Consider the following 20,665-nt stretch of genomic DNA (forward strand, 5'->3'; position numbering starts at 1 on the left):
CGCGTTAGAGGGCCAGGTCGTTGAGCGCGGTGGGGTCGCCTGTGGGTGCGGCGGGGGCTGGGGCGGCGGCGGTGTCGGCCGGTTGGATGGTCGGGAGGGGGAGCCGGCGGGCTCGGCGGTGGGGGGATTTGAGGTAGGTGTGCCAGCACCAGGTGGCGACGTCGGTGGCGTCGGGGCGGTCTTCGGGATTCTTGGCGAGCATGCGGAGCAGGTAGCGGCGGAAGTTGCGGTGGACCTGGTCGGGTTGGGCGGGGCACTGGTGGACGTGCTGGCGGAGGACTCCGGTGGGGGTGTCGGCGACGAAGGGCGGGTCACCGGTGAGGAGTTGGTAGAGGACGCAGCCCAGGGAGTAGACGTCGGCGGCGGGGCCTGATGGTTGGGCGCTGGCTCGTTCGGGGGCGATGTAGTAGCTCGTGCCCAGGACGTGGCCCGCCGGAGTGTCCTCGGCGACGGGGTCGGCGACGAAGCGGGCGATGCCGAAGTCGGCGATCTTCACCGTGCGGTCGGCGGTGATCAGCAGGTTGCCGGGCTTGATGTCGCGGTGGACGACGCCTTCGTGGTGCGCCGCGGCGAGACCCTCGGCGACCTGGGCGGCGATCCACGCGGCGGTGGCCGGCTCGAAGCAGCCCTCGCGGCGGAGCTCGACCGCGAGGTTGTCGCCGTCGACCAGCTCCATCACCAGGTAGCAGCTGTCGCCGTACGGGCCGAAGTCGTGCACGCCGATCACGTGGGGGTTGTTCACCACGGCCCCGGCGTGCGCCTCGCGGCGGAAGCGTTCCATCGCGGGGGCGTCGGTGTGCTCCGGCGGGAGCAGCTTGATGGCGACCGGACGGCCGAGCAGCTCGTCGGTGGCGCGCCAGACCTCGCCCATCCCGCCCCGCCCGAGCACCGTTTCCAGCTGGTACCGATTCGCGATCCGCATCGTGGCCTCCCGCGTCCCCGTGGACACCTCAGGTACCCCGGGGCGTGACGAAGCATGCGCGGACCGCCATCTTGTGCGGAGGGTTGCCGGGCGAGGGGGCGGTTGGCAATGATTGGAAGCGGTCGCGCGCGCTGGTTGGTTCAACGCGCGCGACCTCGATGATTCGACTACCCGCGGGTCGTTCCAATCACCTGACCACTCGGTGCCCCGTCGCGGTGATCTCACACCTGCTCAGCGTGCGAACCTGCCGGCCTTCTAGGGTTACGGGTGTGATGAGGCTCAAGGTGTCGCACATCGTCTGGGACTGGAACGGGACGCTGCTCGACGACAACAAGGCGGTGCTGGCCGCGGCCAACGAGGTGTGCGCGGCCTTCGGGAGCGCCGCGATCACCTGGGACGAGTGGCGTGAGGTGTACGCGCGGCCGATGAAGCTGTCGTACGAGAAGATCCTCGGCCGCGAGCTCGGTGTCGAGGACTGGGCGCGGGTCGACAAGCTGTACCACGAGCGGTACGACCTGCTGCTGCACACGTGCGGCCTGGCGATCGGCGTACCGGACGGCCTGCGGACGTGGGGCGAGTCCGGGCGGACGCAGTCGCTGCTGTCGATGTGGTTCCACGCGCAGCTGGTCCCGACGATCGACGGCTTCGGGCTGACCGAGCTGTTCCAGCGCGTCGACGGCCTGCAGACCGCGGTCGGCGGCGGCTCGAAGGCCGAGCACCTGGCCCTCCACCTCGAGGCGCAGCAGCTGGACCCGGCGGACGTCGTACTGATCGGTGACGTGGTCGACGATGCCAACGCCGCCAAGGCCGTCGGCGCGCAGTGCGTCCTGGTGACCACCGGCGCAATGTCCCGTACGGCGCTGCAAGCCACCGGCTTCCCGGTCACCGACTCCGTCCCCGACGCCCTCTCACTCCTCGCCGACTGACAGCGGCCGACCACGACAGGCCGGCGACAGCGGCGTGTGAGGCCTCCTCCCGAGAATCGAAGCGGCTGGGGGAGCTGTTCCCTCGGCACTCGGGAGGGAACAGAAATGGCATTGGGCAGATTGCTGGGCGGGACCGTTCTCGCACTGGTCGGGCTGGGGGTGACCCCGCTCGCCGCGCAGGCGGCCGGTGGGCCGTCGAACGACGACTACGCGGGTGCGGTCGCGGTGGGGGTTCCGTCGGTTCACACCGTTGACACCACAGGGGCGACCCGTGGGGCCGATGACGAGCGGGCGGAGCAGGCGTGCTCGTGGATGCAGCCGATCTCGGCGTACAGGAGCGTCTGGTTCGAGTACAAGCCGACGAGCACCGAGCAGGGGCTGCGGATCTCGACCGCGGGGTCGGACCACGACGTGGAGATCGCGGTCTTCTCCGGGTTCGACCAGTCGGAGTTCACGCCGTACCCGTGGGTGTGCGGTGGCAGTACCCGCGACCTGCTGGCCAACGACGGAAACCGCAGCTACACCATCGTGGTCTTCTCGACGGACCCGCAGGCGGCCGGTGGCAAGGTCCGGCTCAGCGTCACCGAGTCGCCGGCTGCGGACATCTCGGTGGCTGTGGATGGCGCCGGCACGTTGAGCGCGGACGGCACGACGGTGGGCCTGAGCGGCACGGCGGAGTGCAACCAGGGCTGCATCTACCGGATGCGGGCCGACGTGACGCAGGCTCGGGCGACGGCCACCGGCAGGACGGGCGGGCAGTTGGCGATGGACACGCCGGCTGGGTGGGCGCTGCAGGCGACTGTGGTCAAGGGCGTCGTGCGGCCGGGACAGGTGAAGGTAAAGCTCACGGTCGAGGGCGAGGGGACTGCGGGGGTGTTCCAGCGGACTGTGACCCGGTGGGTGAGGTTGGCGCGGTGAGCTAGTCGCACGTTCAGCGGCGGCGGTCGGTCCCTTGGCGGACCGGTCGCCGTTTCCCCTTGCGCGGATCCTGGTTGGCGGTTTACGGTCCCGGTTAACGTTTAAGTGATCGTTGGTGAGCAGTACATGCGCCAAAAGATCAGAAACAGTCACCGAGGAGGCAGGGATGTCAGGTACGACGGAGCGCAGGTTAGGTCGGCGACGGTTCCTGGGGCTGAGTGCCGCCGCGGTGGGGTCGGTGGCGTTCGCGTCTGCCTGCGGCGACGGGGGTGCGCAGGCGGGCGGGGCGCAGGCGTCGGGGGACGTCGCGTTGCCGACGTACAAGCCGTTCGCCGGGTTGAAGCCGGACCTGCCGGGCGCCGAGACGGGGCTCGAGCCGGGCTTCCTGAAGTTCCCGGAGAACGCGATCGCGAGTGTGCAGTCGCCGCCGCTGAAGAACGCGGTGACCGCGCTCACCGAGACGTTCGCGACCCCGCCGCCGCCGATGGGCAGCAACCCGATGTGGCAGGCGCTGAACCGGGCGCTCGGCGCCGACCTGAAGCTGACGATCGGCACCGACCCGGGCTACCCGGAGAAGTTCGCGACGCTGCTGGCCGGCGACGCGCTGCCCGACCTGATGTGGCTGCCGCCGAACCAGGGCATCCCGAACGTCGGCCCGATGCTGGAGGCCAAGTTCCAGGACCTGACCAAGTACCTGGCCGGCGACGCCGTGCTGGAGTACCCGAACCTCGCCGCGCTGAAGCCGGCGTCGTGGCGGACCGCGGTGGTCAACGGCAAGATCTGGGGCGCGCCGATCCCGTCCACGCCGTTCGGCCAGGTGATGATGGGCAACCCGAAGACCTGGGCGAAGGTCGGCGGACTGCAGTGCGCGACCGCCGAGGAGTTCTTCGGCAAGTGCAAGGAGCTGACCAGCGGCACGAACTACGCGCTCGAGCCCGCGATCGTGAACATGCTGCACATGTTCGGCGAGTGGTTCGGCGCCCCGAACGGCTGGCGGGTCAACTCCGACCGCTCGCTGACCCATCTGTACGAGACCGAGAACTACAAGGCCGCCGTCGAGTACGCCGCCAAGCTCTGGGCCGCGAAGGTCTTCTACCCCGACCTCAACCTGGCCGACGCGACGCCGAAGACCGTGAACGGCCAGATCGCCGCCCAGGTCACCGTCGGTCCGCGGGCCACGTCGGACTTCCGGGCGCTCGACCCGTCGCTGTTCGTCGAGACGATGATCCCGTTCGGGCACGACGGCAAGGCCAAGCCGGTCTACGACATGGGCTACGGCACGGTCGGCTTCACGCCGTTCAAGAAGACCGACGAGGGCCGGATCCGCGAGCTGCTTGCCCTGGTCAACTACCTGTCCGCGCCGTTCGGGACCAAGGAGTTCCTGCAGAAGAACTTCGGTACGGCGGGCGAGCAGTACCAGCTGGACGGCCAGAAGAACCCGGTGCTGACCAAGTCCGGCACCCAGCAGGCGCCCGGGCTGGTCAGCGCGCTGCAGATCATGACCGCGCCGGAGAGCGTGATCTTCAACCCTGCGTTCCCCGACGACACCCGCAAGGTGCACACGACCGAGCAGCAGCTGCTCAAGTTCGCCCTGCGCAACCCGACCGCGGGCACCTACTCCGACACCAGCAGCAAGGCCGGCCCGAAGCTGACCGAGGCCTTCCGGGACACGATCATCGACATCGTCACCGGCCGGCAGAAGATGGACGCGTACGACGAGGCGCTCAAGCGGTTCAAGAGCGGCGGCGGTGACAAGATGCGCGGCGAGTTCGAGGCCGTGCTGCCCGCGAGCGTCCCGGTCACCGGGTCCTGATCGATGGAGACGCTCGTCGCGAAAGAGCGACCGGACACCACCCAGCCCGCTCCGCGTCCGCCGGACGTCCGGCGGACGGCGAAGCTGCCGTTCGCCGTCCGGTGGCGCCGGGACTGGCAGATGGTGCTGCTGATGATTCCGGGCGTGCTGTTCCTGCTGGTGTTCTTCTACCTGCCGGTGATCGGCAACGTGGTCGCCTTCCAGGACTTCCAGCCGTTCCTCGGGATCATGCACAGCGAGTGGAACGGCGTCCAGAACTTCGTCAACCTGTACGCCAACCCCGACTTCTGGGACGCGCTGCGCAACACGCTGATCCTCGCGCTGGCCCAGCTGGTGCTGTTCTTCCCGGTCCCGCTGGCGCTCGCGCTGATCGTGGACTCCCTGGTCAGCAACCGGATCCGCCGCGCGTTCCAGACCGTTGCCTACCTCCCGCACTTCCTGTCGTGGGTGCTGGTGGTCGCGCTCTTCCAGCAGTCGCTCGGCGGTGCCGGGTTCGTCAACAACCTGCTCCGCCAGGCCGGGCTCGACCCGATCCCGTTCATGACGAACCCGGACACCTTCCCGCTGCTGGTCGTCGCGCAGCTGATCTGGAAGGACGCGGGCTGGGCGATGATCATCTTCCTGGCGGCGCTGACCAGTGTCGACGTCGCCCTGTACGAGGCCGCGGCCGCGGACGGCGCCGGTCGTTGGCGGCGGCTGTGGCACATCACGCTGCCGTCGATGCGGACCGTCATCGTGCTGCTGCTGATCCTGCGGATCGGCGACGTGCTCAGCGTCGGCTTCGAGCAGTTCATCCTGCAACGCGACTCGGTCGGACCGGGCGCCGCGGAAGTGCTCGACACGTTCACGTACTACGCCGGGGTCGTCGGCGGTGACTGGAGCAGCGGTGCCGCGGCCGGTCTCGCCAAGGGCGTGATCAGCGCACTGCTGCTGTGGGGTGCGAACACGATCGCGCACAAGCTGGGCGAACCGGGCATCTTCCAGAAGAGAGGTCAGCAATGAGCATCGCCGCCTCCTCCCGCCGGCCGATCTGGAAGGAACGGCCGTCGCCGCTCTACCAGTCGGTGAAGACCCTCGTGCTCGGCGGGTTCGCGGTCGCGATCATCGTGCCGATCATGGTGGTGATCTCGACCTCGCTGGCCAGCGACCAGGACATCATCGACGCCGGCGGGTACGTGCTCTGGCCGTCGCACCCGACGGTCAAGGCGTACGAGACGCTGTTCAGCGGGGGCCTGATGGCCCGGGCGATCGGGGTCAGCGTGTTCGTCACGCTCGTCGGTACGGCGATCGCGCTGGCGACCACGATCGCCTTGGCCTACGCGACGTCGCGGCCGGTGCTGTTCGGCCGGCCGGTGCTGCTGATGGTGCTGTTCACGCTGCTGTTCGCGCCGGGCATCATCCCGATGTTCCTGGTGGTCAAGCAGCTCGGGCTGATCGACAGCCTGTGGTCGCTGATCCTGCCCGGGGCGCTGGGCGCGTTCAACTTCATCGTGCTGCGGACGTTCTTCATGAACGTGCCGGCCGAGCTGCTGGAGAGCGCGCGGATCGACGGCGCCAGCGACTTCACGATCCTGCGCCGGGTGGTGATGCCGCTGTCGAAGGCCGTGATCGCGGTGGTCGGGCTGTTCTACGCCGTCGGGTTCTGGAACGCCTTCTTCAACGCGTTGCTCTACCTGAACGACACCTCGAAGTGGCCGGTCCAGGTGATCCTGCGGACCTACGTGCTGCAGGGCAAGTCGCTGTCGGCCGATCAGCTCGGCGTCGAGCCGTTGCCGCAGCCGCAGTCGCTGCAGATGGCGGTCGTGGTGGTCGCGCTGGTCCCGATCGCGATGGTCTACCCGTTCCTGCAGCGACACTTCACGAAGGGCGTCATCACCGGAGCGGTCAAGGGTTAAGACACAATGTCACTTATGTCCGATCGACCGACTCTGCGCACGGTCGCGGCCGAGGCCGGTGTCTCGATCGCCACCGTCTCGTACGTGCTGTCCGGGCACGAGCGCGGCCGGACGATCTCCGCGACCACAGCGGACCGGGTGCGCGACGTCGCGACCCGGCTCGGGTACCGGCGCAACGACGCGGCGCGGGCGATCCGGACCGGCAAGTCGGACCTGGTCCTGCTCTCGCTGACCGTGCTCGCCGATCCCTGGTCGCAGGCGGTCGCGGCGACGGTCAACGAACGCGTCACGCCGCTCGGCAAGACCGCGCTGATCGTGGCCGACGGCGACTGGCGGACCGTGCTGGCCAACCGGACGCCGGACGTGATCTTCATCGACAACGTCGACCCCGCGCCGGAGGTGGTCGCCGAGCTGGAGCGCTTTGCGGAGCGTGGCGTGCAGATCGTCGCGTTCAGCGAGGTGCTCGAACCGCGCGGCTTCGACGTGATCCGGTCCGGCGCCGAACCGACCTGCCACCGCGCGGTCGAGCACCTGCTCGAGCGGCACACGCGGATCGGCGCGCTCACCTCCGAGGCACACCGCTCGACCCGCTTCACGGCGTACGCCGAAGGCCTGGCCGCGGCCGGCCTGCCGTACCGGGAGGACGACGTCGCGGTCTTCGAGCGGCACCCCGAAGGCGCGTACCGGGCGGCGATGTCGCTGCTGACCAAGGACGATCGGCCGACCGCGCTGTTCTGCACGACCGACTTCGCGGCGATCGCCGCCGTCCGGGCCGCGCACCGGCTGCGGCTCGACGTACCGGGTGATCTCGCGGTGATCGGCGTCGGCAACACCCCGGACGGCGAGCACCTCGACCCGTCGCTGTCGACGGTCGGACCGGTCGGTTTCAACGCCGCGCTGGCCGACATCCTGATCGGCCGGCTGACCGACCGGGAAGGGGCCCCGGGCAAGGTTTTCGACTTCCCGTGGCAGCTGATCGTCCGGGAGTCGACGCGATGAGCCGGCCGAACGTGATCCTGATCTGCGTCGACGAGTGGCGCGGCGACGCGCTGTCCTGCGCCGGGCACCCGTACGTCGAGACGCCGCACCTGGACGAGCTGGCGCGGTCCGGCGTCCGGTTCAGCAACGGGTACTCGGCGACGCCGACGTGCGTGCCGGCGCGGGTCGCGCTGTTCACCGGGCAGTCGCAGGAGGCGCACGGGCGGGTCGGGTACCAGGAGGGCGTGCCGTTCGAGGCCGCGCACCCGGTGACGGTGCAGGGCGAGTTCAAGCGGGCCGGCTACCACACGCAGGCGATCGGGAAGATGCACGTGTGGCCCGAGCGGGCGCGGCTCGGCTTCGACGACGTCGTGCTGCACGACGGGTTCCTGCACCACGCGCGGCGGACGCAGCGGCGCGAGTTCGGGTTCTTCGACGACTACGTGCCTTGGTTGCGCCGGCAGCACGGCGTGAGCCCGGACGCGGACTACTTCGATCACGGGGTGAACTGCAACTCGGTGGTCGCTCGGCCGTGGGACAAGGCGGAGGAGCTGCACCCGACGCACTGGATCGGGACGCAGGCCGTCGAGTGGATGTACCGGCGGGATCCGACCAAGCCGTTCTTCCTGTACCTGTCGTTCCACCGGCCGCACCCGCCGTACGACCCGCCGCGGTGGGCCTTCGAGCAGTACGACGCGTTGCCGCCGTACGAGCGGGTGCTGGGGGACTGGGAGAGCGACTGGGACGAGTTCCGGCGCGACGGGGACTACCAGGCCGCGATCGGTGAGCTGCCGGATCGGGTCGTGCATCGGGCGCGGGCCGGGTACTACGGGCTGATGGCGCAGATCGACCTGCAGGTGAACCGGATCCGTGAGTCGCTGATGGAGTTCGGGCTGCTGGACGACACCGTGATCGCGTTCACGTCGGATCACGGCGAGATGATGGGCGACCACCGGATGTTCCGGAAGTCGGTGCCGTACGAGGGGTCGGCGAAGGTGCCGTTCATCGTCGCCGGCGCCCGGTCGGACGCGTCCGCTGTGCGCGGGCGGGTGGTGGACCAGGTGGTCGAGCTGCGGGACCTGATGCCGACGCTGCTCGAGCTGGCGGGGTTGCCGGTGCCGGACTCGGTGGACGGGAAGTCGCTGGCGGCGTACGTGCGGGGTGATTCAGAGATGCCCGCCGTGCGGGAGTGGTTGCACGGGGAGCACGTGTACTGGGATCAGTCGCTGCAGTGGGTGACCGATGGCCGGGTGAAGTACGTGTGGGGGTCGGCGAAGGGTGTTGAGCAACTGTTCGACCTGGTGGAGGATCCGGGCGAGTTGCACAACCTGGTCGAGCAGGCGCCGGAGCTACGGGCGTTGTGGCGCGGGCGGTTGATCGAGGACCTCACCGGGCGCGAGGAGGGGTTCGTGGTCGATGGGGAGCTTGTGACCGGGCGCCCGGTGGTGACGATCCTGGAGCACACGCGGCAGCGGATCACTTGATGGTCGGTACCTCCGGATCGGTGACCAGCGCGACCAGGGTGTTCAGGTCGACGTCGGAGAAGAAGAGCCCGGCTCCCGTGTGGGGCGCGCTGGAGTCCTTGTCGAGCTGGGCGAGGACGATGGTTCCGTCCGAGCGGGACGTGCCGGCGAAGTAGGCCCGACCGTGACGCTGCCCGACGCGGACCTGTTGGCCGCCGACAGTGATCAGCGAGCAGGTCGTGAACGTCGACAGCTCGCCTGCGATCCCGCAGACCGCCGGGACGGGCGCCAGAGGCCGCTGGACGGTCACGCTCAGGATCGCGACGGTGCCGTCGCCGGCGGCGGACTTGATGCCGGTGTCGGACGCGCTGTAGACCACGGTGTCGTGCTGGTTCTCGGATGGACCGATGTGCTTCCTCATCACCGCCGACAGCACACCGAGGCTGCCGTGCGGCAACAGCACGGGGTCCTTGGTCCGCACCACGTCGGGCTGGTGGCCGGCCACCGGTGGCTGGTCTCCTGCGGTGGTGAGGCGGAGGCCGGTGAGGGTCACCGCGACGACGGCCGCGAGCATCAGGCCGGCGGAGGCAGCGAGGGTGACGCGGCGGTGGCGGACGCGGCGGCGGCCGGCCGTGATCAAGGTTTCCGGGTCGAGCTGGATCCGGTCGGCGCGGTGGGCGCTTTCGGTCAGGCGGTCGATCAGGTCCTGGTCTGACATCAGCACTTCTCCGTCAGCAGGGCGTAGCGGGAGCCGGACAGGTGGGTTCTGAGGTTCTGGAGGGCCTTGGCGCTCTGGCTCTTGACCGTGCTGGGCGTGACCTGGAGGTCGGCGGCGACCTCCTCGATCGGGAGGCCGAGCCAGTAGCGCAGTACGACGATGCGCCGCTGTTTCGGGGCCAGCAGGGCCAGCGCGGCGACGAGCTCGTCGCGGTCCTCGACGGGGAACTCAGGCGGCTCGGCGAACTCGGGCAGGTCCGCCGTACTGCGTTCGCGGCGCCAGGCGCGGCGGCTGGAGTCGATCGACGCGTTCACCAGGATCCGGCGGACGTAGGCGTCCTCGGCGCCGGAGCGCTGGACCCGCGGCCAGGCGACGTACAGCTTGGTCAGCGCGGTCTGGACCAGATCCTCGGCGGCGTGCAGGTCTCCGCAGAGGAGGTAGGCGGTGCCGAGCAGGCGGGACTGCCTGGTCAGCACGAATTCGGTGAACTCGCGGTCGCGGCGTTCTCCCATCGGCGTCCTGTTCTGCTCGTGGTGCCTGGTCAACGCTAGATACGGATCAGGTCAGGCCCAGGACGCCTCGGTGTCGGTTGCGCATGGGGGTGGGGTTCCTGGGTAACCTTGCGGGCGCCGCCCGGCCCGGCGGTCCATCGGATAGGAGACGATGTCCCCCGTGACCTCACGTGACGCCCAGGACGCGCAGGCCCGGCCGGCTCCGTCGGAGGCCGACCCGGCCGTTGCCGGTCTGACGGTGGGGCTCGGTGGCCCGGCCGGGCGGTTCGCCCGGTTGAGCTCGTCGTGGTGGACGCCGCTTCGGATCGCGCTGGCGGTCTGCACGATCACCTTCGCGCTCGGCGTGCTGCAGAAGGCGCCGTGCATGGAGGCCGGCTGGGACCGGCAGAGCTGGCGGCCGTTCAAGGCGCTGTGCTACTCCGACATCGGCTACCTGTACCAGGAGCGCGGCTTCGCCGAGGGCAACCGGCCGTTCCTCGACACCGGCAACTACCCGGTGCTGGAGTACCCGGTGCTGACCGGTGGGTTCATGGAGGTCGCGGCGAAGGCCACCTGGGTGATCACCGGCGACCCGAAGCAGGACGTCACGGTCGAGCAGAAGCGCGACACCGCCGGGGTCTTCTTCGTGGTGAACGTCGTGATGCTGTTCCTGTGCGCGCTGCTGCTGGTCGGGCTGACCATGGCGACGGCGCGCGGCGTCGCGTCACGCCCTGGCGCGGCCCGTGGGCAGCCACTGGACGCCCTGTACGTCGCGGCCGCGCCGGTGCTCGCGCTGACCTCGACGATCAACTGGGACCTGTTCGCCGTCGTACTGACCGCTGGTGCGATGTGGGCGTGGTCGCGGGGCAAACCGATCTGGTTCGGCATCCTGCTCGGACTCGGTACGGCAGCCAAGTTCTACCCGTTCCTGCTGCTCGGCCCGTTGCTGATCGTCTGCCTGCGGGGACGGAAGCTCTGGCCGTGGTTCCAGGCGACGGTCGCGGCGGTGGTCGCGTGGGGTGTGGTGAACGCGCCGATCTACCTGCTGGCCAAGAACGAGTGGATGTCGTTCTGGGTCTTCAACGACGAGCGTGAGAGCGACTACGGCTCGATCTGGTACGTGCTGAAGCTGGCCAACCACGAGGTCGCCGACGTCAACAAGCTGAACATCGTGATCTTCGCCGGGCTGTGCCTGTCGATCGCGATCCTCGGGCTGATGGCGCCGCGTCCACCGCGGTTCGCGCAGCTGGCGTTCCTGGTGGTCGCCGCGTTCCTGCTGATCAACAAGGTCTACTCACCGCAGTACGTGCTCTGGCTGCTGCCGCTGGTCGCCCTGGCCCGCCCGAAACTGCGCGACTGGCTGATCTGGCAGGCCTGCGAGTGCTTCTACTGGATGATGGTCTGGCTGCATCTGGCCCAGTACCTGGTGCCCGGGCAGCCGGACGCCCCGGACAAGATCTACTGGTTCTCCGTCGTCCTGCGGATGGCCGGCACGCTGTACCTGATGGTGGTCGTGGCCCGCGACATCCTGCTGCCGGAGAAGGACCCGGTACGGCAGGGGGAACTGGTCGACGACCCGGGCGACGGCGTCGTGTCGGACCTGCCGCCGCGGGAGCGCGTACCGGTCTAGTACAGCTTCGAGACGTCCAGGTTCCCGCCGCTGACGACGCTGGTGGTGGGACCGGTGAGGTGGAGCTTGCCTTCGAGCAGGGCCGCGAACGGCGCGGCCGCGGCGGGTTCGAGGGCGAGCTTGGTGCGGGACATGACCAGGCGGGTGGCCTCCAGCAGGGCCTCCTCGCTGACGCGGACCACCTCGTCGACGCAACGCTGGATGATGGCGAAGTTGTGGGTGCCGCAGACGGGTGCGGCGAGGCCGTCGGCGATGCTCCTGGCGGTCGGCAGCTTCTGCGGTGAGCCGGCCGCGAGGCTGCGGCTGACCACGTCGGCGTTCTCGGGCTCGACGCCGACGACGCGGACCGACGGGTCGAGCAGCTTGACCGCGAGGGCGACGCCGGAGATCAGTCCGCCGCCGCCGACCGGTACCAGCACGGTCCTGGTGCCCGGTGCGTCCTCGAGGATCTCGAGGCCGAGGCTGCCGTGGCCGGTGATCACGTCGAGGTCGTCGAACGGGTGGACGCCGGTCAGCTTCCGCTCGTCGCGGATGCGCTCGTACGCCGCGATCAGGTCGCCGTCGACGAGCTCGACCTGCGCGCCGTACGCGCGGGCGGCGTCGACCTTGGCCTGAACGGCGGTCTTCGCCATCACGACCGTCGCCGGGACCTGAGCGTTCTTGGCGGCCCACGCGAGCGCACCGGCCGCGTTGCCCGCGGACACCGTGATCACGCCGCGCTCGCGCTCCTCGGCGGTGAGCTGCAACGTCTTGTGGAGCAGGCCGCGGACCTTGAAGCTGCCGGTTTTCTGGAACAGCTCGGCCTTCAGCGTCAGCGGTCCACCGAACAACGCGTCGAGGGCGCTCGACGTGACGACGGGGGTGCGGTGGATCCGTCCGTCGAGCTGAGCGGCGGCACGGCGTACGTCCTCGAGAGTCGGCATGCCGCCGAGCCTAGTGCGCGTTCAGCGGTTCTCCTGAGAGACATCTGCTGGGGTCAGCTGAGCTGCGACCGCTTGGGCGAGAGCTGTGTACGACTCGGGGTGGTCGGGCAGGAAGAGGTAGGGCTCGATCAGCTCGAGCTCCATCAGCAGGAAGCGGCCGTTGACGACGATGCCGTCGACCCGCGCGTACGGCGCGGTGCCGGCGCCGGCAGCGGTGAGGGCGTCGGTGGCGCCGGCCAGGATCGCGGCGGAGGGCTCGGTGAGCTCGACGCTGCCACCGAACTCGTGCTGGACCCGGTAGTCGCCGGTGGTCGGCCGCTTCACCACGGCGTGGGAGTAGACGCCGCCGAAGTACATCAGCGACCACTCGCCGTCGGTCTGGATCTCCGGCTGGAACGGCTGGACCAGGTAGACGGTGTCGGGCAGGTCGTCCATCGCGCGGCTGAGCTCCTCGGAGCCGGCCAGACCGCGGACGGTGTGCAGCGCGCTGGCGCTCACCGTCGGCTTGATGACGACCTCGCTGCCGGACAGGCCGCCGACGACCTCGCGCAGGCAGTCGCCGGCCGCGACCTGGGACGGCACGATCGCGACGCCGCGCTCGCGCAGCTCGAGCAGGTAGGACTTGTCGGCGTTCCACCGGATCAGGGCCGAGTCGTTGAGCACCCGTACGCCGGCCTTGTCGAGCTGGCCGAGCCACTCCGTGAACTCCAGGTACCGGGTGTGGTAGTCCCAGACCGAGCGCAGCAGCACGGCGTCGTACGACGACCAGTCGACCGACGGGTCGGTCCAGACCTCGACGACGGGCTCGAGCCCGGCGGCCTGCAGCTCGGTGACGAGCGGGAGATCGTGCTCGTGCAGGTCCGGGTGCTCGGCGGAGGTCGCAAGAGCGATACGCACGGTCACGGTGGCGCCTTTCGGGTGCAGCCTTCAAGGCTCCGTGGCTACGGCGCCCGGATCAGTGTCCGAGCGGCGCGGCCAGAAATCAACCTGGAGAACGCGCTCGGATAGTGACGCAGTGTAATCGCCGCGACGACGATCAACAAGGCCGCGAGCTGGACCAGGCCTTGCCGGAGGTCGTGACCGTAGCTCGCGTAGGCCCAGTACGCAGCGAGCGGTACGGCGACCCACTCGATCCGCCCGGCGAGCACGGCCAGCGCGATCAACGGCAGGCCGTACCAGGGGTACGTCGGGGTCGCGACGAGCAGCGCGGCGCCGTACAGCCAGCAGCAGGTGACGGCGACCGGCTCGCGGCCGTGCCGGCGCAGGGCCAGCAGCGCGAGCCCCACCGCGAGGACCCCAGCGACGAGCTGACGGGCGTCAGGAGGCAGCACCAGCGCGAGAATCGCGAACCGGGAACTGCCGTCGGAGAAGCCCTCCTGGTTGAGGTAGCCGGGCAGGAAGCCCGCGACCAGCGTGCCGGCGACGAGCAGGTGCGGGACGTAGCTCGCCAAGAAGGTGCCGACAGCAACGAATTTCGGACGGAGCCGGGGGATCGCCGGAAGCAGGAGGAGCGGGAGGAGCTTGACGGCGCCGGCCGCGCCGAGGAGGAGGCCGAGGAGCCACGCGCGACGGCGGGTGAGCGCCGCGATGATGAGCAGCGCGGCGAGCACGTCGACGTGTGCGGCGCTGCTTGCCTCGAGCGCCACGATCGGTGACCAACCCCACAGCGCTGCCCAGCGCGGATCACGGCCGCGGCGCTTCAGTTCGACAGCGAGTAGCCAGGTGAGTCCAACGGCCACCAGCGCCGCGGCCAGTTGCAGGCCGAGGGTGCCCGCCGACCAGGGAGTGACCAGCGCGACCACGGTGAAGTACGCCTGGGCGACGGGTGGGTAGATGGTGGGGACCTGGGGGCGGTTGATCCGGGTGCGGGGGTCGTCGTCGACGGAGGCGTCGGCGGTCGGTGGCGCGGTGATGCCGGTGCGGTCCTGGGGCGTGAGGCCGGGGAAGAGGATGGGGTCGCGGAGCTTGGCCAGGGCGTCGTCGAGCGGGACGTGCGAGTACGGCGAGGAGCCGGAGAGCTGGACCCGGCCGTCCCAGACGTAGCGGTAGGCGTCGGTGCTGGTGATCGGGGCGTGGGTGAGGCCGGGCACCTGGCACAGGGCGGCGCCTGCGACCAGGAGCAGGACGGACTTGGTGCGGGCGAACTTGAGGAGGACGAGCAGGAGGACGGTGGTGCCGAGCAGAAGTGCGTTCGGGTACCAGCTGTGGGCGGCTGCGACGATCACCGCTGTGCTGCACGCGACCGCGACCAGGAGGAGCTTCATCTGCGGAAGGTGAGGAAGGCGCGGTGGCTGGTTCGCCAGTCCTCGGTCGGGTGCAGACCTGCGGCGTGGGCGTGCCGGAGGACGGCCCGGGTGCCGAGCCGGGCCCAGGGGAGCGGGTGGGACCGACGGCCGGTCGTCGTACGGAGGACGATCGGGTGGGTGTCGTCGAGGTCGTCGTCCGGGTCCACCTCGACCAGGACCATGCCGTCGGGTCGGATCAGTTCGGCGCAGCGGCGAAGCAAGGACTCAGGGCGACCGCCAATGCCGATGTTGCCGTCCATGAGCAGGACACTGCCCCACCGCCCCTCACCGGGCAGCGCGGCCTCGACCGGCCGGAGGAGGGCGGGCGCACCGCGCTTCGTCGTCAGCCGGACGGCCTGCTCGGAGATGTCCACGCCGAGTGCCGCGATGCCCTGCTCCGCAAGGGCTGTCACGATCCGGCCCGGCCCGCAGCCGATGTCCAGTACCGGCCCCTCGCAGCGGCTCAGCGCCAGCTGGTCCGCTTCGTCGGCCGGAGCTGTCCACCGGTCCATCTCGCTCAGCGACGGCACCATCTGCCCGTCGGTGCCGGTAGCAACAACCTCCAGGCCGTCCAGCGCCCGCTCGAACAGCAAAGCCGGGTGAGCCGATGTCTGCAGCCGCCGGTGCAGCCGCGACACCCGCAGTTCCGGGTACGCCGCGGCGATCACCGCGGCGTCCACCGGGGTGTCCATGTCGCGCAGGCTCGGCAGCAGCTTCACCTTGTAGCCCAGTGCCTCCAGCCGGGTCAGCTGGTCCTGTCCGGTGTGATCGGTGGACATCGGTACGCCGACCAGCGCCCACCGGTCAGGTGCACGCAGCCCGAGGCACCAGTAGCCGCCGTCCTCGGTCAATCCGAGGACGGCGTCGTGGCCCTCCCAGTCGACGTCCAGCAGCGCCGGAGTCAGCTGCGGCGTGTCCATGCCGACCAGGAGCATCGGCGTACCGTCGTACGCGTCCTCGAAGGCACCGGCGAGGCGCTCGTCGAGTCCGTTGCCGCGCTGGGCGACGACGGCGAAGTGGTCGGGCAGCCACGGGCCGGGATCGCCGTCCAGGGCCAAGACGTACCTGTGCGCAGGTGCCGCGCTGACGGCGGCCAGGGTGTCGGAGAGGGAGGCGCGGGCGAGAGCGGCCGCCTCCTTCGGGGTGAACTCGGACTGGAGCCGTGTCTTCACCTGGCCGGGCCGTGGTTCCTTGGCGATGACGATCAGCGTGTTCATCGGCCCAGCACCTTCGACATGTCCTTCACCGCGCGGGCCGCGCCCAGCGGGGTACCGGTGACCTTGGAGCGACCGGAGCGGGGCAGGTAGTCGACGTCGACCTCGGCGATCCGCCAGCCGGCGTCCGCAGCCTTCACCACTGTCTCCAGGGGGTAGCCCGACCGCCTGTCGACCAGCTCCAGTCCCAGCAGTGCCTCACGCCGGGCAGCACGCATCGGACCGAGATCGTGCAGCTGTACGGCGGTCCGGCGGCGGATGCGGCGGGACAGCTCGGCGTTGGCCAGCCGCAGGTGCCACGGCCAGACGTTGCGACCGACCGGCCGGCGCCGCCCGACCATCAGGTCGATGCGACCGGACAGAACGGGTGCGGTGACCCGGACCAGCTGCCGCGGGTCCAGCGACGCGTCGGCGTCCAGGAACGCGACCACGTCGGCAGTAGCCGCCTCCAGCCCGGTGTGGCAGGCCGCGCCGTACCCGCGGATCGCGCACGGGACCACGGTGGCTCCGAACTGCGCGGCGATCTCCGCGGAGCCGTCGGTGGAACCGTTGTCCACGACAACAGCTCGTACGCCGTCCGGCAGCCGCCCCAGCACCCAGGGGAGCGCGGCGGCCTCGTTGAGACACGGCAGGACCAGGTCGACCTCGGCAACAGACACCTCTCGACCGTAGGGAGAATTCCGCGACTTGCGGCGCACAGAGCGACTACAGGTCGCTTACGGCCCGTTCACGTGGCGGGAGCGGCGTGGCCGACGACTTAGGCTCTTACCGTGGCTACTCGTGTGCTCGTGGTGGACGACGACCCGACCGTGTCGAACGTCGTCTCGGCGTACCTGACCAAGGCCGGGTACGACGCCCGCGTGGTCGCGGACGGCGTGACGGCGGTCGAGGTCTGGCAGCAGTGGAAGCCGTCGGTCGTCGTACTGGACGTGATGCTGCCCGGGCTGTCCGGCCTGGAGGTGCTGCGCCGGCTGCGGGCCGCCGACGACGGTGCGGCGGTGATCATGCTGTCGGCCCGTGGCGAGGAGGAGGACCGCCTGGTCGGGCTGGAGTTCGGTGCGGACGACTACGTGGTCAAGCCGTTCAGCCCGCGTGAGCTGACGCTGCGGGTGCAGGCCATGCTGCGGCGGGAGGAGCGGCTGGCCGGACTCGACCTGACACCGACCAAGCTGCACGCGGGTCCGATCGTCGTCGACACAGCGGCGCGGACGGCGACGTTGGACGGCGCGGAGCTGGCGCTGACGCACCGCGAGTTCGACCTGCTGACGTTCCTGGTCGCGCACCCGGGCAAGGCGTACACCAAGGCCGAGCTGCTACGGCGTGTCTGGGGCTGGGACTTCGGCGACTCGTCGACGGTCACCGTGCACATCCGGCGGCTGCGGGAGAAGATCGAGGCCGACCCGTCCGACCCGAAGCTGGTGCTGACGGTGCCGCGGACCGGCTACCGCTTCGCGGGTGAGGCCCAGTGAACCGCGACCAGTTCACGATCCTCGCGCTGACGGCCCTGTGGACGCTGGTGGTCGGTGCGATCGGCGCGCTGGTGCTCTGGCAGTTCCGGCGCCGCTCGCTGCGGGTCACGATCATCGTGGTCGCCCTGGCGCCGCTGGTGGCAGCGCTGGCGGCGATCGGGCAGAGCGTGCGGGCGATGTTCATCTCCACGCACGACTCGCTGGTGGTGCTGTGGACGCTGGCGTTCTCCGGACTGCTCGGACTGGCGATGTCCGTCGTACTCGCGCACTGGATCAGCACGGGCTCGCGGGACGTCGGGCGTCGCCTGCGCGACCTCGGTACGTCGTACGAGGCAGTGGGCGCGGTGAAGAACGGCAACGTGCCCGCCGAGCTGGCTGACCTCACCGACGAGTTGGAGTCGACCAGGGCACGCCTGGCGGCCTCGCGGGACCGGGAGCGCGCCCTGGAGTCCAGCCGGCGCGAGCTGGTCGCCTTCATGTCGCACGACCTCCGTACGCCGCTGGCCGGGCTGCGCGCGCTGTCGGAGGGGCTGGAGGACGGTGTCATCGAGGACGCGCCGGCCGCGCTGCGGCAGATGCGGACCACGGTGGACCGGATGACCGGGTTGGTGGACGACCTGTTCGAGCTGTCTCGCCTGTCAGCCGCTCCGCCACCGCGGCGCCGGTCCGCGGTGAGTCTGCGCGAGCTGGCCGAGGACGTGGCGGGGGAGACCTGCGAGCACGCACGTGCCAACGGGGTGACGGTCGCGGTGACCGCACCGGCTGACGACGACCGCCTGGCGGTTCACGGCGACGCGGACGAGCTCACCCGCGCGGTGACGAACCTGGTGGGCAACGCGATCCGCCACACGGCTCCTGGCGGCACGGTGAAGGTCGCGGTCGACCGGGAGACCGACGGGCGAGTGCGGCTCGCTGTGACCGACGGCTGCGGCGGGATCCCCACCGACGACCTGGAGCGGGTCTTCGACATCGGCTGGCGCGGCGACGAGCAGCGGACGCCGGCCTCGACGTCCGCCGACAGCAGCGGCGGGGGCCTGGGACTGGCGATCGCCCGCGGTGTGGTCGAGTCGCACGAAGGCACGATCGAGGTCAGCAACGTCCCGGGTGGGTGCGCGTTCAGCATCGATCTGCCGCAGGTGAACGCACCCGTCAACGGCTGACGAGGTCGGCGATCCCTGTCGCGAGGTCGTAGGTCGGCTTCCAGCCGAGGGTGTCGCGCAGACGCTGGGAGCTGGCCGTGATGTGCCGGACGTCGCCGAGCCGGTACTGACCGGTGACGACAGGCTTTGGTCCGTTGAGGGCCGTGGCCAGTTCGGTGGCGAGGTCGGCGATGGTGTGGACCGTTCCACTGCCGACGTTGTACGCCGTGAAGGCGGGCGCGTCCTGCACGGTGGTGGCCGCTGTGGTGACCGCCGTGGCGATGTCGTGGACGTGGATGAAGTCGCGGCGCTGGCCGCCGTCCTCGTACACCCGCGGGGCCTCGCCACGGGCGAGTGCCGAGCGGAAGAGCGACGCCACCCCGGCGTACGGGGTGTTGCGGGGCATGCCGGGGCCGTAGACGTTGTGGAAGCGCAGGGCGGCGACGCGGCCGCCGGTCTCGCGGGCCCACGTGGACGCCAGGTGCTCGCCGTTGAGCTTGGTGGCGGCGTAGGTGTTGCGCGGGTCGGCCGGAGCGGTCTCGTCGACCAGTCCGGGGCGCAGCTGCTCGCCGCAGATCGGGCAGGGCGGCTCGAAGCGTCCGGCGTCCAGGTCCTCGGTACGGCGGGGGCCGGGCGCGACCAGGCCGTGCCGGTCGCACTCGTAGCGGCCTTCGCCGTACACGACCATGGAGCTGGCGTACACGAGGCTCCGCACGTCGCTGTGGGCGAGCTGCTTGAGCAGTACGGCGGTGCCGAGGCTGTTGCTGGAGACGTAGTCGTCGATGTCGTCGAGGTCGACGCCGAGGCCGACCTTGGCGGCCAGGTGGATCACGACGTCGACGCCTCGCAGCGCGTCGGCGACGGCGTCGGGGTCGCGGATGTCGCCGACGGTCAGGTCGATCGCGGGCGGCGTGGTGTGGACGTCGGGGCGGAGCGAGTCGAAGACGACCGGGTGGTGGCCCTCGGCAAGCAGCTGGGTGTGGACGTGCTGCCCGATGAAACCGGCGCCGCCGGTGAGCAGGACTCTCATCGGGCCACCTGGGTTGTCCACAGGTGCTCGGCGGCGGTGCCGTCGAGAGAGTGGTGACAGGTGCAGTCGCCGGTCGGGAGCCGGCCGATCACGTCGGTGAGCAGGGCCTTGAGGCGCTCGATGCTGCGGCCGAACACCGCGAAGACCTCGGCCTGCGTGACGCCTTCGCCGGTCGCGATACCGGCGTCGTGGTCGGTGACGACGGCGACCGAGGTGTAGCACATCGCCAGCTCGCGGGCGATGGATGCTTCGGGGGCGCCGGTCATGCCGACCAGGGACCAGCCCTGGGCGGCGTGCCAGTGGGACTCGGCGCGGGTGGAGAAACGTGGGCCGTTGATGACGACCATGGTGCCTCCATCCACAATTTCATTGCTGGAGGCAAGGACCGTTCGGCGGGTGACCGGGCAGTACGGGTCGGCGGGGGAGGTGTGCACGACCGGGCGCGGCTCTCCGTCGTACACAGTGTGCTCGCGGCCCCAGGTGCGGTCGACGTACTGGTCGGGGACGACGATCGTGCCCGGGGTGAGCTCGGGGCGCAGGGAGCCGACGGCGCACGGGCCGAGCACGGTGCGGACGCCGAGGGAGTGCAGGGCCCACAGGTTCGCGCGGTAGTTGACGCGGTGCGGCGGCAGGCGGTGATCGGCGCCGTGGCGCGGGATGAAAGCGACCTCGCGGCCGTTCACCTCGCCGACCACCGGCGGCTCGCTGGGTGGGCCGAACGGCGTCTCGACCGGGACGGGCCGTGCGTCGGCCAGGAACGAGTAGAAGCCGGAACCACCGATCACACCGATCTCTGCCATGTCTTCGAACCTAGGGGGTCCTCGCCGGGCCCTTGGCCGATTCCCGGGGAT

General features: G+C 70.2%; 20 protein-coding genes. 10 read left to right on the forward strand and 10 right to left on the reverse strand.

All coding sequences use genetic code 11. The features are described from left to right. Positions 1 to 4 precede the first annotated feature (4 nt). A complete protein-coding gene (locus ACLQ2O_RS09810; protein WP_425829517.1) occupies positions 5 to 922 on the reverse strand; it encodes a serine/threonine-protein kinase in 918 nt (305 codons plus the stop codon). Between the two features lie 272 nt (positions 923 to 1,194). Here ACLQ2O_RS09810 and ACLQ2O_RS09815 point away from each other — a divergent pair, with 272 nt between their 5' ends. The 7 genes from ACLQ2O_RS09815 to ACLQ2O_RS09845 all read left to right on the forward strand — a co-directional run bounded on the left by ACLQ2O_RS09815 (position 1,195) and on the right by ACLQ2O_RS09845 (position 8,936). Continuing rightward, positions 1,195 to 1,848 (forward strand): HAD family hydrolase, encoded by a 654-nt coding sequence (locus ACLQ2O_RS09815; protein WP_425830933.1) that lies wholly within the window; start codon positions 1,195 to 1,197, stop codon positions 1,846 to 1,848. 105 nt (positions 1,849 to 1,953) lie between these two features. Further along, a complete protein-coding gene (locus tag ACLQ2O_RS09820) occupies positions 1,954 to 2,766 on the forward strand; it encodes a hypothetical protein (protein WP_425829519.1) in 813 nt (270 codons plus the stop codon). Between the two features lie 238 nt (positions 2,767 to 3,004). Further along, complete coding sequence (locus ACLQ2O_RS09825; RefSeq protein WP_425829521.1) at positions 3,005 to 4,579, forward strand: sugar ABC transporter substrate-binding protein; 1,575 nt, start codon at positions 3,005 to 3,007, stop codon at positions 4,577 to 4,579. Between the two features lie 3 nt (positions 4,580 to 4,582). Then, positions 4,583 to 5,581: an ABC transporter permease gene (locus ACLQ2O_RS09830; protein ID WP_425829523.1), complete on the forward strand. Its 999-nt coding sequence runs from the start codon at positions 4,583 to 4,585 to the stop codon at positions 5,579 to 5,581. Next, a complete protein-coding gene (locus tag ACLQ2O_RS09835; RefSeq protein WP_425829525.1) occupies positions 5,578 to 6,474 on the forward strand; it encodes a carbohydrate ABC transporter permease in 897 nt (298 codons plus the stop codon). Before ACLQ2O_RS09830 ends, ACLQ2O_RS09835 begins: the two co-directional genes overlap by 4 nt. Before the next feature lie 15 nt (positions 6,475 to 6,489). Further along, the gene (locus tag ACLQ2O_RS09840) at positions 6,490 to 7,473 is read left to right on the forward strand and encodes a LacI family DNA-binding transcriptional regulator (protein ID WP_425829527.1); all 984 of its coding nucleotides are present in this window, start codon (positions 6,490 to 6,492) and stop codon (positions 7,471 to 7,473) included. After that, positions 7,440 to 8,936, forward strand: coding sequence for an arylsulfatase (locus ACLQ2O_RS09845; RefSeq protein ID WP_425829529.1), 1,497 nt, complete (start codon positions 7,440 to 7,442; stop codon positions 8,934 to 8,936). The genes ACLQ2O_RS09840 and ACLQ2O_RS09845 overlap by 34 nt, the downstream gene beginning before the upstream one ends. Here the strand turns inward: ACLQ2O_RS09845 and ACLQ2O_RS09850 are convergent. Together ACLQ2O_RS09850 and ACLQ2O_RS09855 are read right to left on the reverse strand one after the other, a co-directional pair. Continuing rightward, positions 8,929 to 9,633, reverse strand: coding sequence for a hypothetical protein (locus ACLQ2O_RS09850; RefSeq protein ID WP_425829531.1), 705 nt, complete (start codon positions 9,631 to 9,633; stop codon positions 8,929 to 8,931). The two genes, ACLQ2O_RS09845 and ACLQ2O_RS09850, sit on opposite strands and share 8 nt — an antisense overlap. After that, complete coding sequence (locus ACLQ2O_RS09855; protein ID WP_425829533.1) at positions 9,633 to 10,145, reverse strand: SigE family RNA polymerase sigma factor; 513 nt, start codon at positions 10,143 to 10,145, stop codon at positions 9,633 to 9,635. Before ACLQ2O_RS09855 ends, ACLQ2O_RS09850 begins: the two co-directional genes overlap by 1 nt. 151 nt (positions 10,146 to 10,296) lie before the next feature. On the opposite strand from ACLQ2O_RS09855, the gene ACLQ2O_RS09860 reads away from it, so the two are divergent. Further along, positions 10,297 to 11,754, forward strand: a complete 1,458-nt coding sequence (locus ACLQ2O_RS09860) for a glycosyltransferase family 87 protein (RefSeq protein ID WP_425829534.1) — start codon at positions 10,297 to 10,299, stop codon at positions 11,752 to 11,754. Here ACLQ2O_RS09860 and ACLQ2O_RS09865 read toward each other — a convergent pair. From ACLQ2O_RS09865 to ACLQ2O_RS09885, 5 genes are read right to left on the reverse strand one after another with little or no spacing between them, the layout of a single operon-like run. Further along, positions 11,751 to 12,677, reverse strand: a complete 927-nt coding sequence (locus tag ACLQ2O_RS09865; protein WP_425829536.1) for a threonine ammonia-lyase — start codon at positions 12,675 to 12,677, stop codon at positions 11,751 to 11,753. The genes ACLQ2O_RS09860 and ACLQ2O_RS09865 overlap by 4 nt on opposite strands. A 21-nt stretch (positions 12,678 to 12,698) precedes the next feature. Beyond that, positions 12,699 to 13,580 (reverse strand): ATP-grasp domain-containing protein, encoded by an 882-nt coding sequence (locus ACLQ2O_RS09870; protein WP_425829538.1) that lies wholly within the window; start codon positions 13,578 to 13,580, stop codon positions 12,699 to 12,701. Positions 13,581 to 13,618: 38 nt separating this feature from the next. Then, complete coding sequence (locus ACLQ2O_RS09875) at positions 13,619 to 14,941, reverse strand: glycosyltransferase 87 family protein (RefSeq protein WP_425829540.1); 1,323 nt, start codon at positions 14,939 to 14,941, stop codon at positions 13,619 to 13,621. Then, positions 14,938 to 16,179 (reverse strand): DUF2064 domain-containing protein, encoded by a 1,242-nt coding sequence (locus ACLQ2O_RS09880; RefSeq protein ID WP_425829542.1) that lies wholly within the window; start codon positions 16,177 to 16,179, stop codon positions 14,938 to 14,940. Before ACLQ2O_RS09880 ends, ACLQ2O_RS09875 begins: the two co-directional genes overlap by 4 nt. Beyond that, positions 16,176 to 16,835, reverse strand: coding sequence for a glycosyltransferase family 2 protein (locus ACLQ2O_RS09885; protein ID WP_425829544.1), 660 nt, complete (start codon positions 16,833 to 16,835; stop codon positions 16,176 to 16,178). Before ACLQ2O_RS09885 ends, ACLQ2O_RS09880 begins: the two co-directional genes overlap by 4 nt. 111 nt (positions 16,836 to 16,946) lie before the next feature. Between ACLQ2O_RS09885 and ACLQ2O_RS09890 the strand changes: the two genes are divergently transcribed. Both ACLQ2O_RS09890 and ACLQ2O_RS09895 read left to right on the forward strand, forming a co-directional pair. Then, positions 16,947 to 17,645, forward strand: coding sequence for a response regulator transcription factor (locus ACLQ2O_RS09890; RefSeq protein WP_425829546.1), 699 nt, complete (start codon positions 16,947 to 16,949; stop codon positions 17,643 to 17,645). After that, a complete protein-coding gene (locus ACLQ2O_RS09895) occupies positions 17,642 to 18,805 on the forward strand; it encodes a sensor histidine kinase (protein ID WP_425829548.1) in 1,164 nt (387 codons plus the stop codon). Before ACLQ2O_RS09890 ends, ACLQ2O_RS09895 begins: the two co-directional genes overlap by 4 nt. Here the strand turns inward: ACLQ2O_RS09895 and ACLQ2O_RS09900 are convergent. After that, on the reverse strand, positions 18,795 to 19,814 hold the full coding sequence (locus tag ACLQ2O_RS09900) for an NAD-dependent epimerase/dehydratase family protein (protein WP_425829550.1): 1,020 nt from the start codon (positions 19,812 to 19,814) through the stop codon (positions 18,795 to 18,797). The genes ACLQ2O_RS09895 and ACLQ2O_RS09900 overlap by 11 nt on opposite strands. Continuing rightward, entirely contained in the window at positions 19,811 to 20,614 is an 804-nt protein-coding gene (locus ACLQ2O_RS09905) for an S-methyl-5'-thioadenosine phosphorylase (protein ID WP_425829552.1), read from the reverse strand. The genes ACLQ2O_RS09900 and ACLQ2O_RS09905 overlap by 4 nt, the downstream gene beginning before the upstream one ends. Positions 20,615 to 20,665: the final 51 nt, after the last annotated feature.

The organism is Kribbella sp. DT2 (assembly GCF_049844575.1).
Taxonomy (GTDB): domain Bacteria; phylum Actinomycetota; class Actinomycetes; order Propionibacteriales; family Kribbellaceae; genus Kribbella.

What these genes read in the sequence shown, in the direction of transcription:
- ACLQ2O_RS09810 (WP_425829517.1), bottom strand. Translation starts at nt 922, where the DNA reads ATGCGGATCGCGAATCGGTACCAGCTGGAAACGGTGCTCGGGCGGGGC.
- ACLQ2O_RS09815 (WP_425830933.1), top strand. Translation starts at nt 1,195, where the DNA reads ATGAGGCTCAAGGTGTCGCACATCGTCTGGGACTGGAACGGGACGCTG.
- ACLQ2O_RS09820 (WP_425829519.1), top strand. Translation starts at nt 1,954, where the DNA reads ATGGCATTGGGCAGATTGCTGGGCGGGACCGTTCTCGCACTGGTCGGG.
- ACLQ2O_RS09830 (WP_425829523.1), top strand. Translation starts at nt 4,583, where the DNA reads ATGGAGACGCTCGTCGCGAAAGAGCGACCGGACACCACCCAGCCCGCT.
- ACLQ2O_RS09835 (WP_425829525.1), top strand. Translation starts at nt 5,578, where the DNA reads ATGAGCATCGCCGCCTCCTCCCGCCGGCCGATCTGGAAGGAACGGCCG.
- ACLQ2O_RS09840 (WP_425829527.1), top strand. Translation starts at nt 6,490, where the DNA reads ATGTCCGATCGACCGACTCTGCGCACGGTCGCGGCCGAGGCCGGTGTC.
- ACLQ2O_RS09850 (WP_425829531.1), bottom strand. Translation starts at nt 9,633, where the DNA reads ATGTCAGACCAGGACCTGATCGACCGCCTGACCGAAAGCGCCCACCGC.
- ACLQ2O_RS09855 (WP_425829533.1), bottom strand. Translation starts at nt 10,145, where the DNA reads ATGGGAGAACGCCGCGACCGCGAGTTCACCGAATTCGTGCTGACCAGG.
- ACLQ2O_RS09860 (WP_425829534.1), top strand. Translation starts at nt 10,297, where the DNA reads ATGTCCCCCGTGACCTCACGTGACGCCCAGGACGCGCAGGCCCGGCCG.
- ACLQ2O_RS09865 (WP_425829536.1), bottom strand. Translation starts at nt 12,677, where the DNA reads ATGCCGACTCTCGAGGACGTACGCCGTGCCGCCGCTCAGCTCGACGGA.
- ACLQ2O_RS09875 (WP_425829540.1), bottom strand. Translation starts at nt 14,941, where the DNA reads ATGAAGCTCCTCCTGGTCGCGGTCGCGTGCAGCACAGCGGTGATCGTC.
- ACLQ2O_RS09880 (WP_425829542.1), bottom strand. Translation starts at nt 16,179, where the DNA reads ATGAACACGCTGATCGTCATCGCCAAGGAACCACGGCCCGGCCAGGTG.
- ACLQ2O_RS09900 (WP_425829550.1), bottom strand. Translation starts at nt 19,814, where the DNA reads ATGAGAGTCCTGCTCACCGGCGGCGCCGGTTTCATCGGGCAGCACGTC.
- ACLQ2O_RS09905 (WP_425829552.1), bottom strand. Translation starts at nt 20,614, where the DNA reads ATGGCAGAGATCGGTGTGATCGGTGGTTCCGGCTTCTACTCGTTCCTG.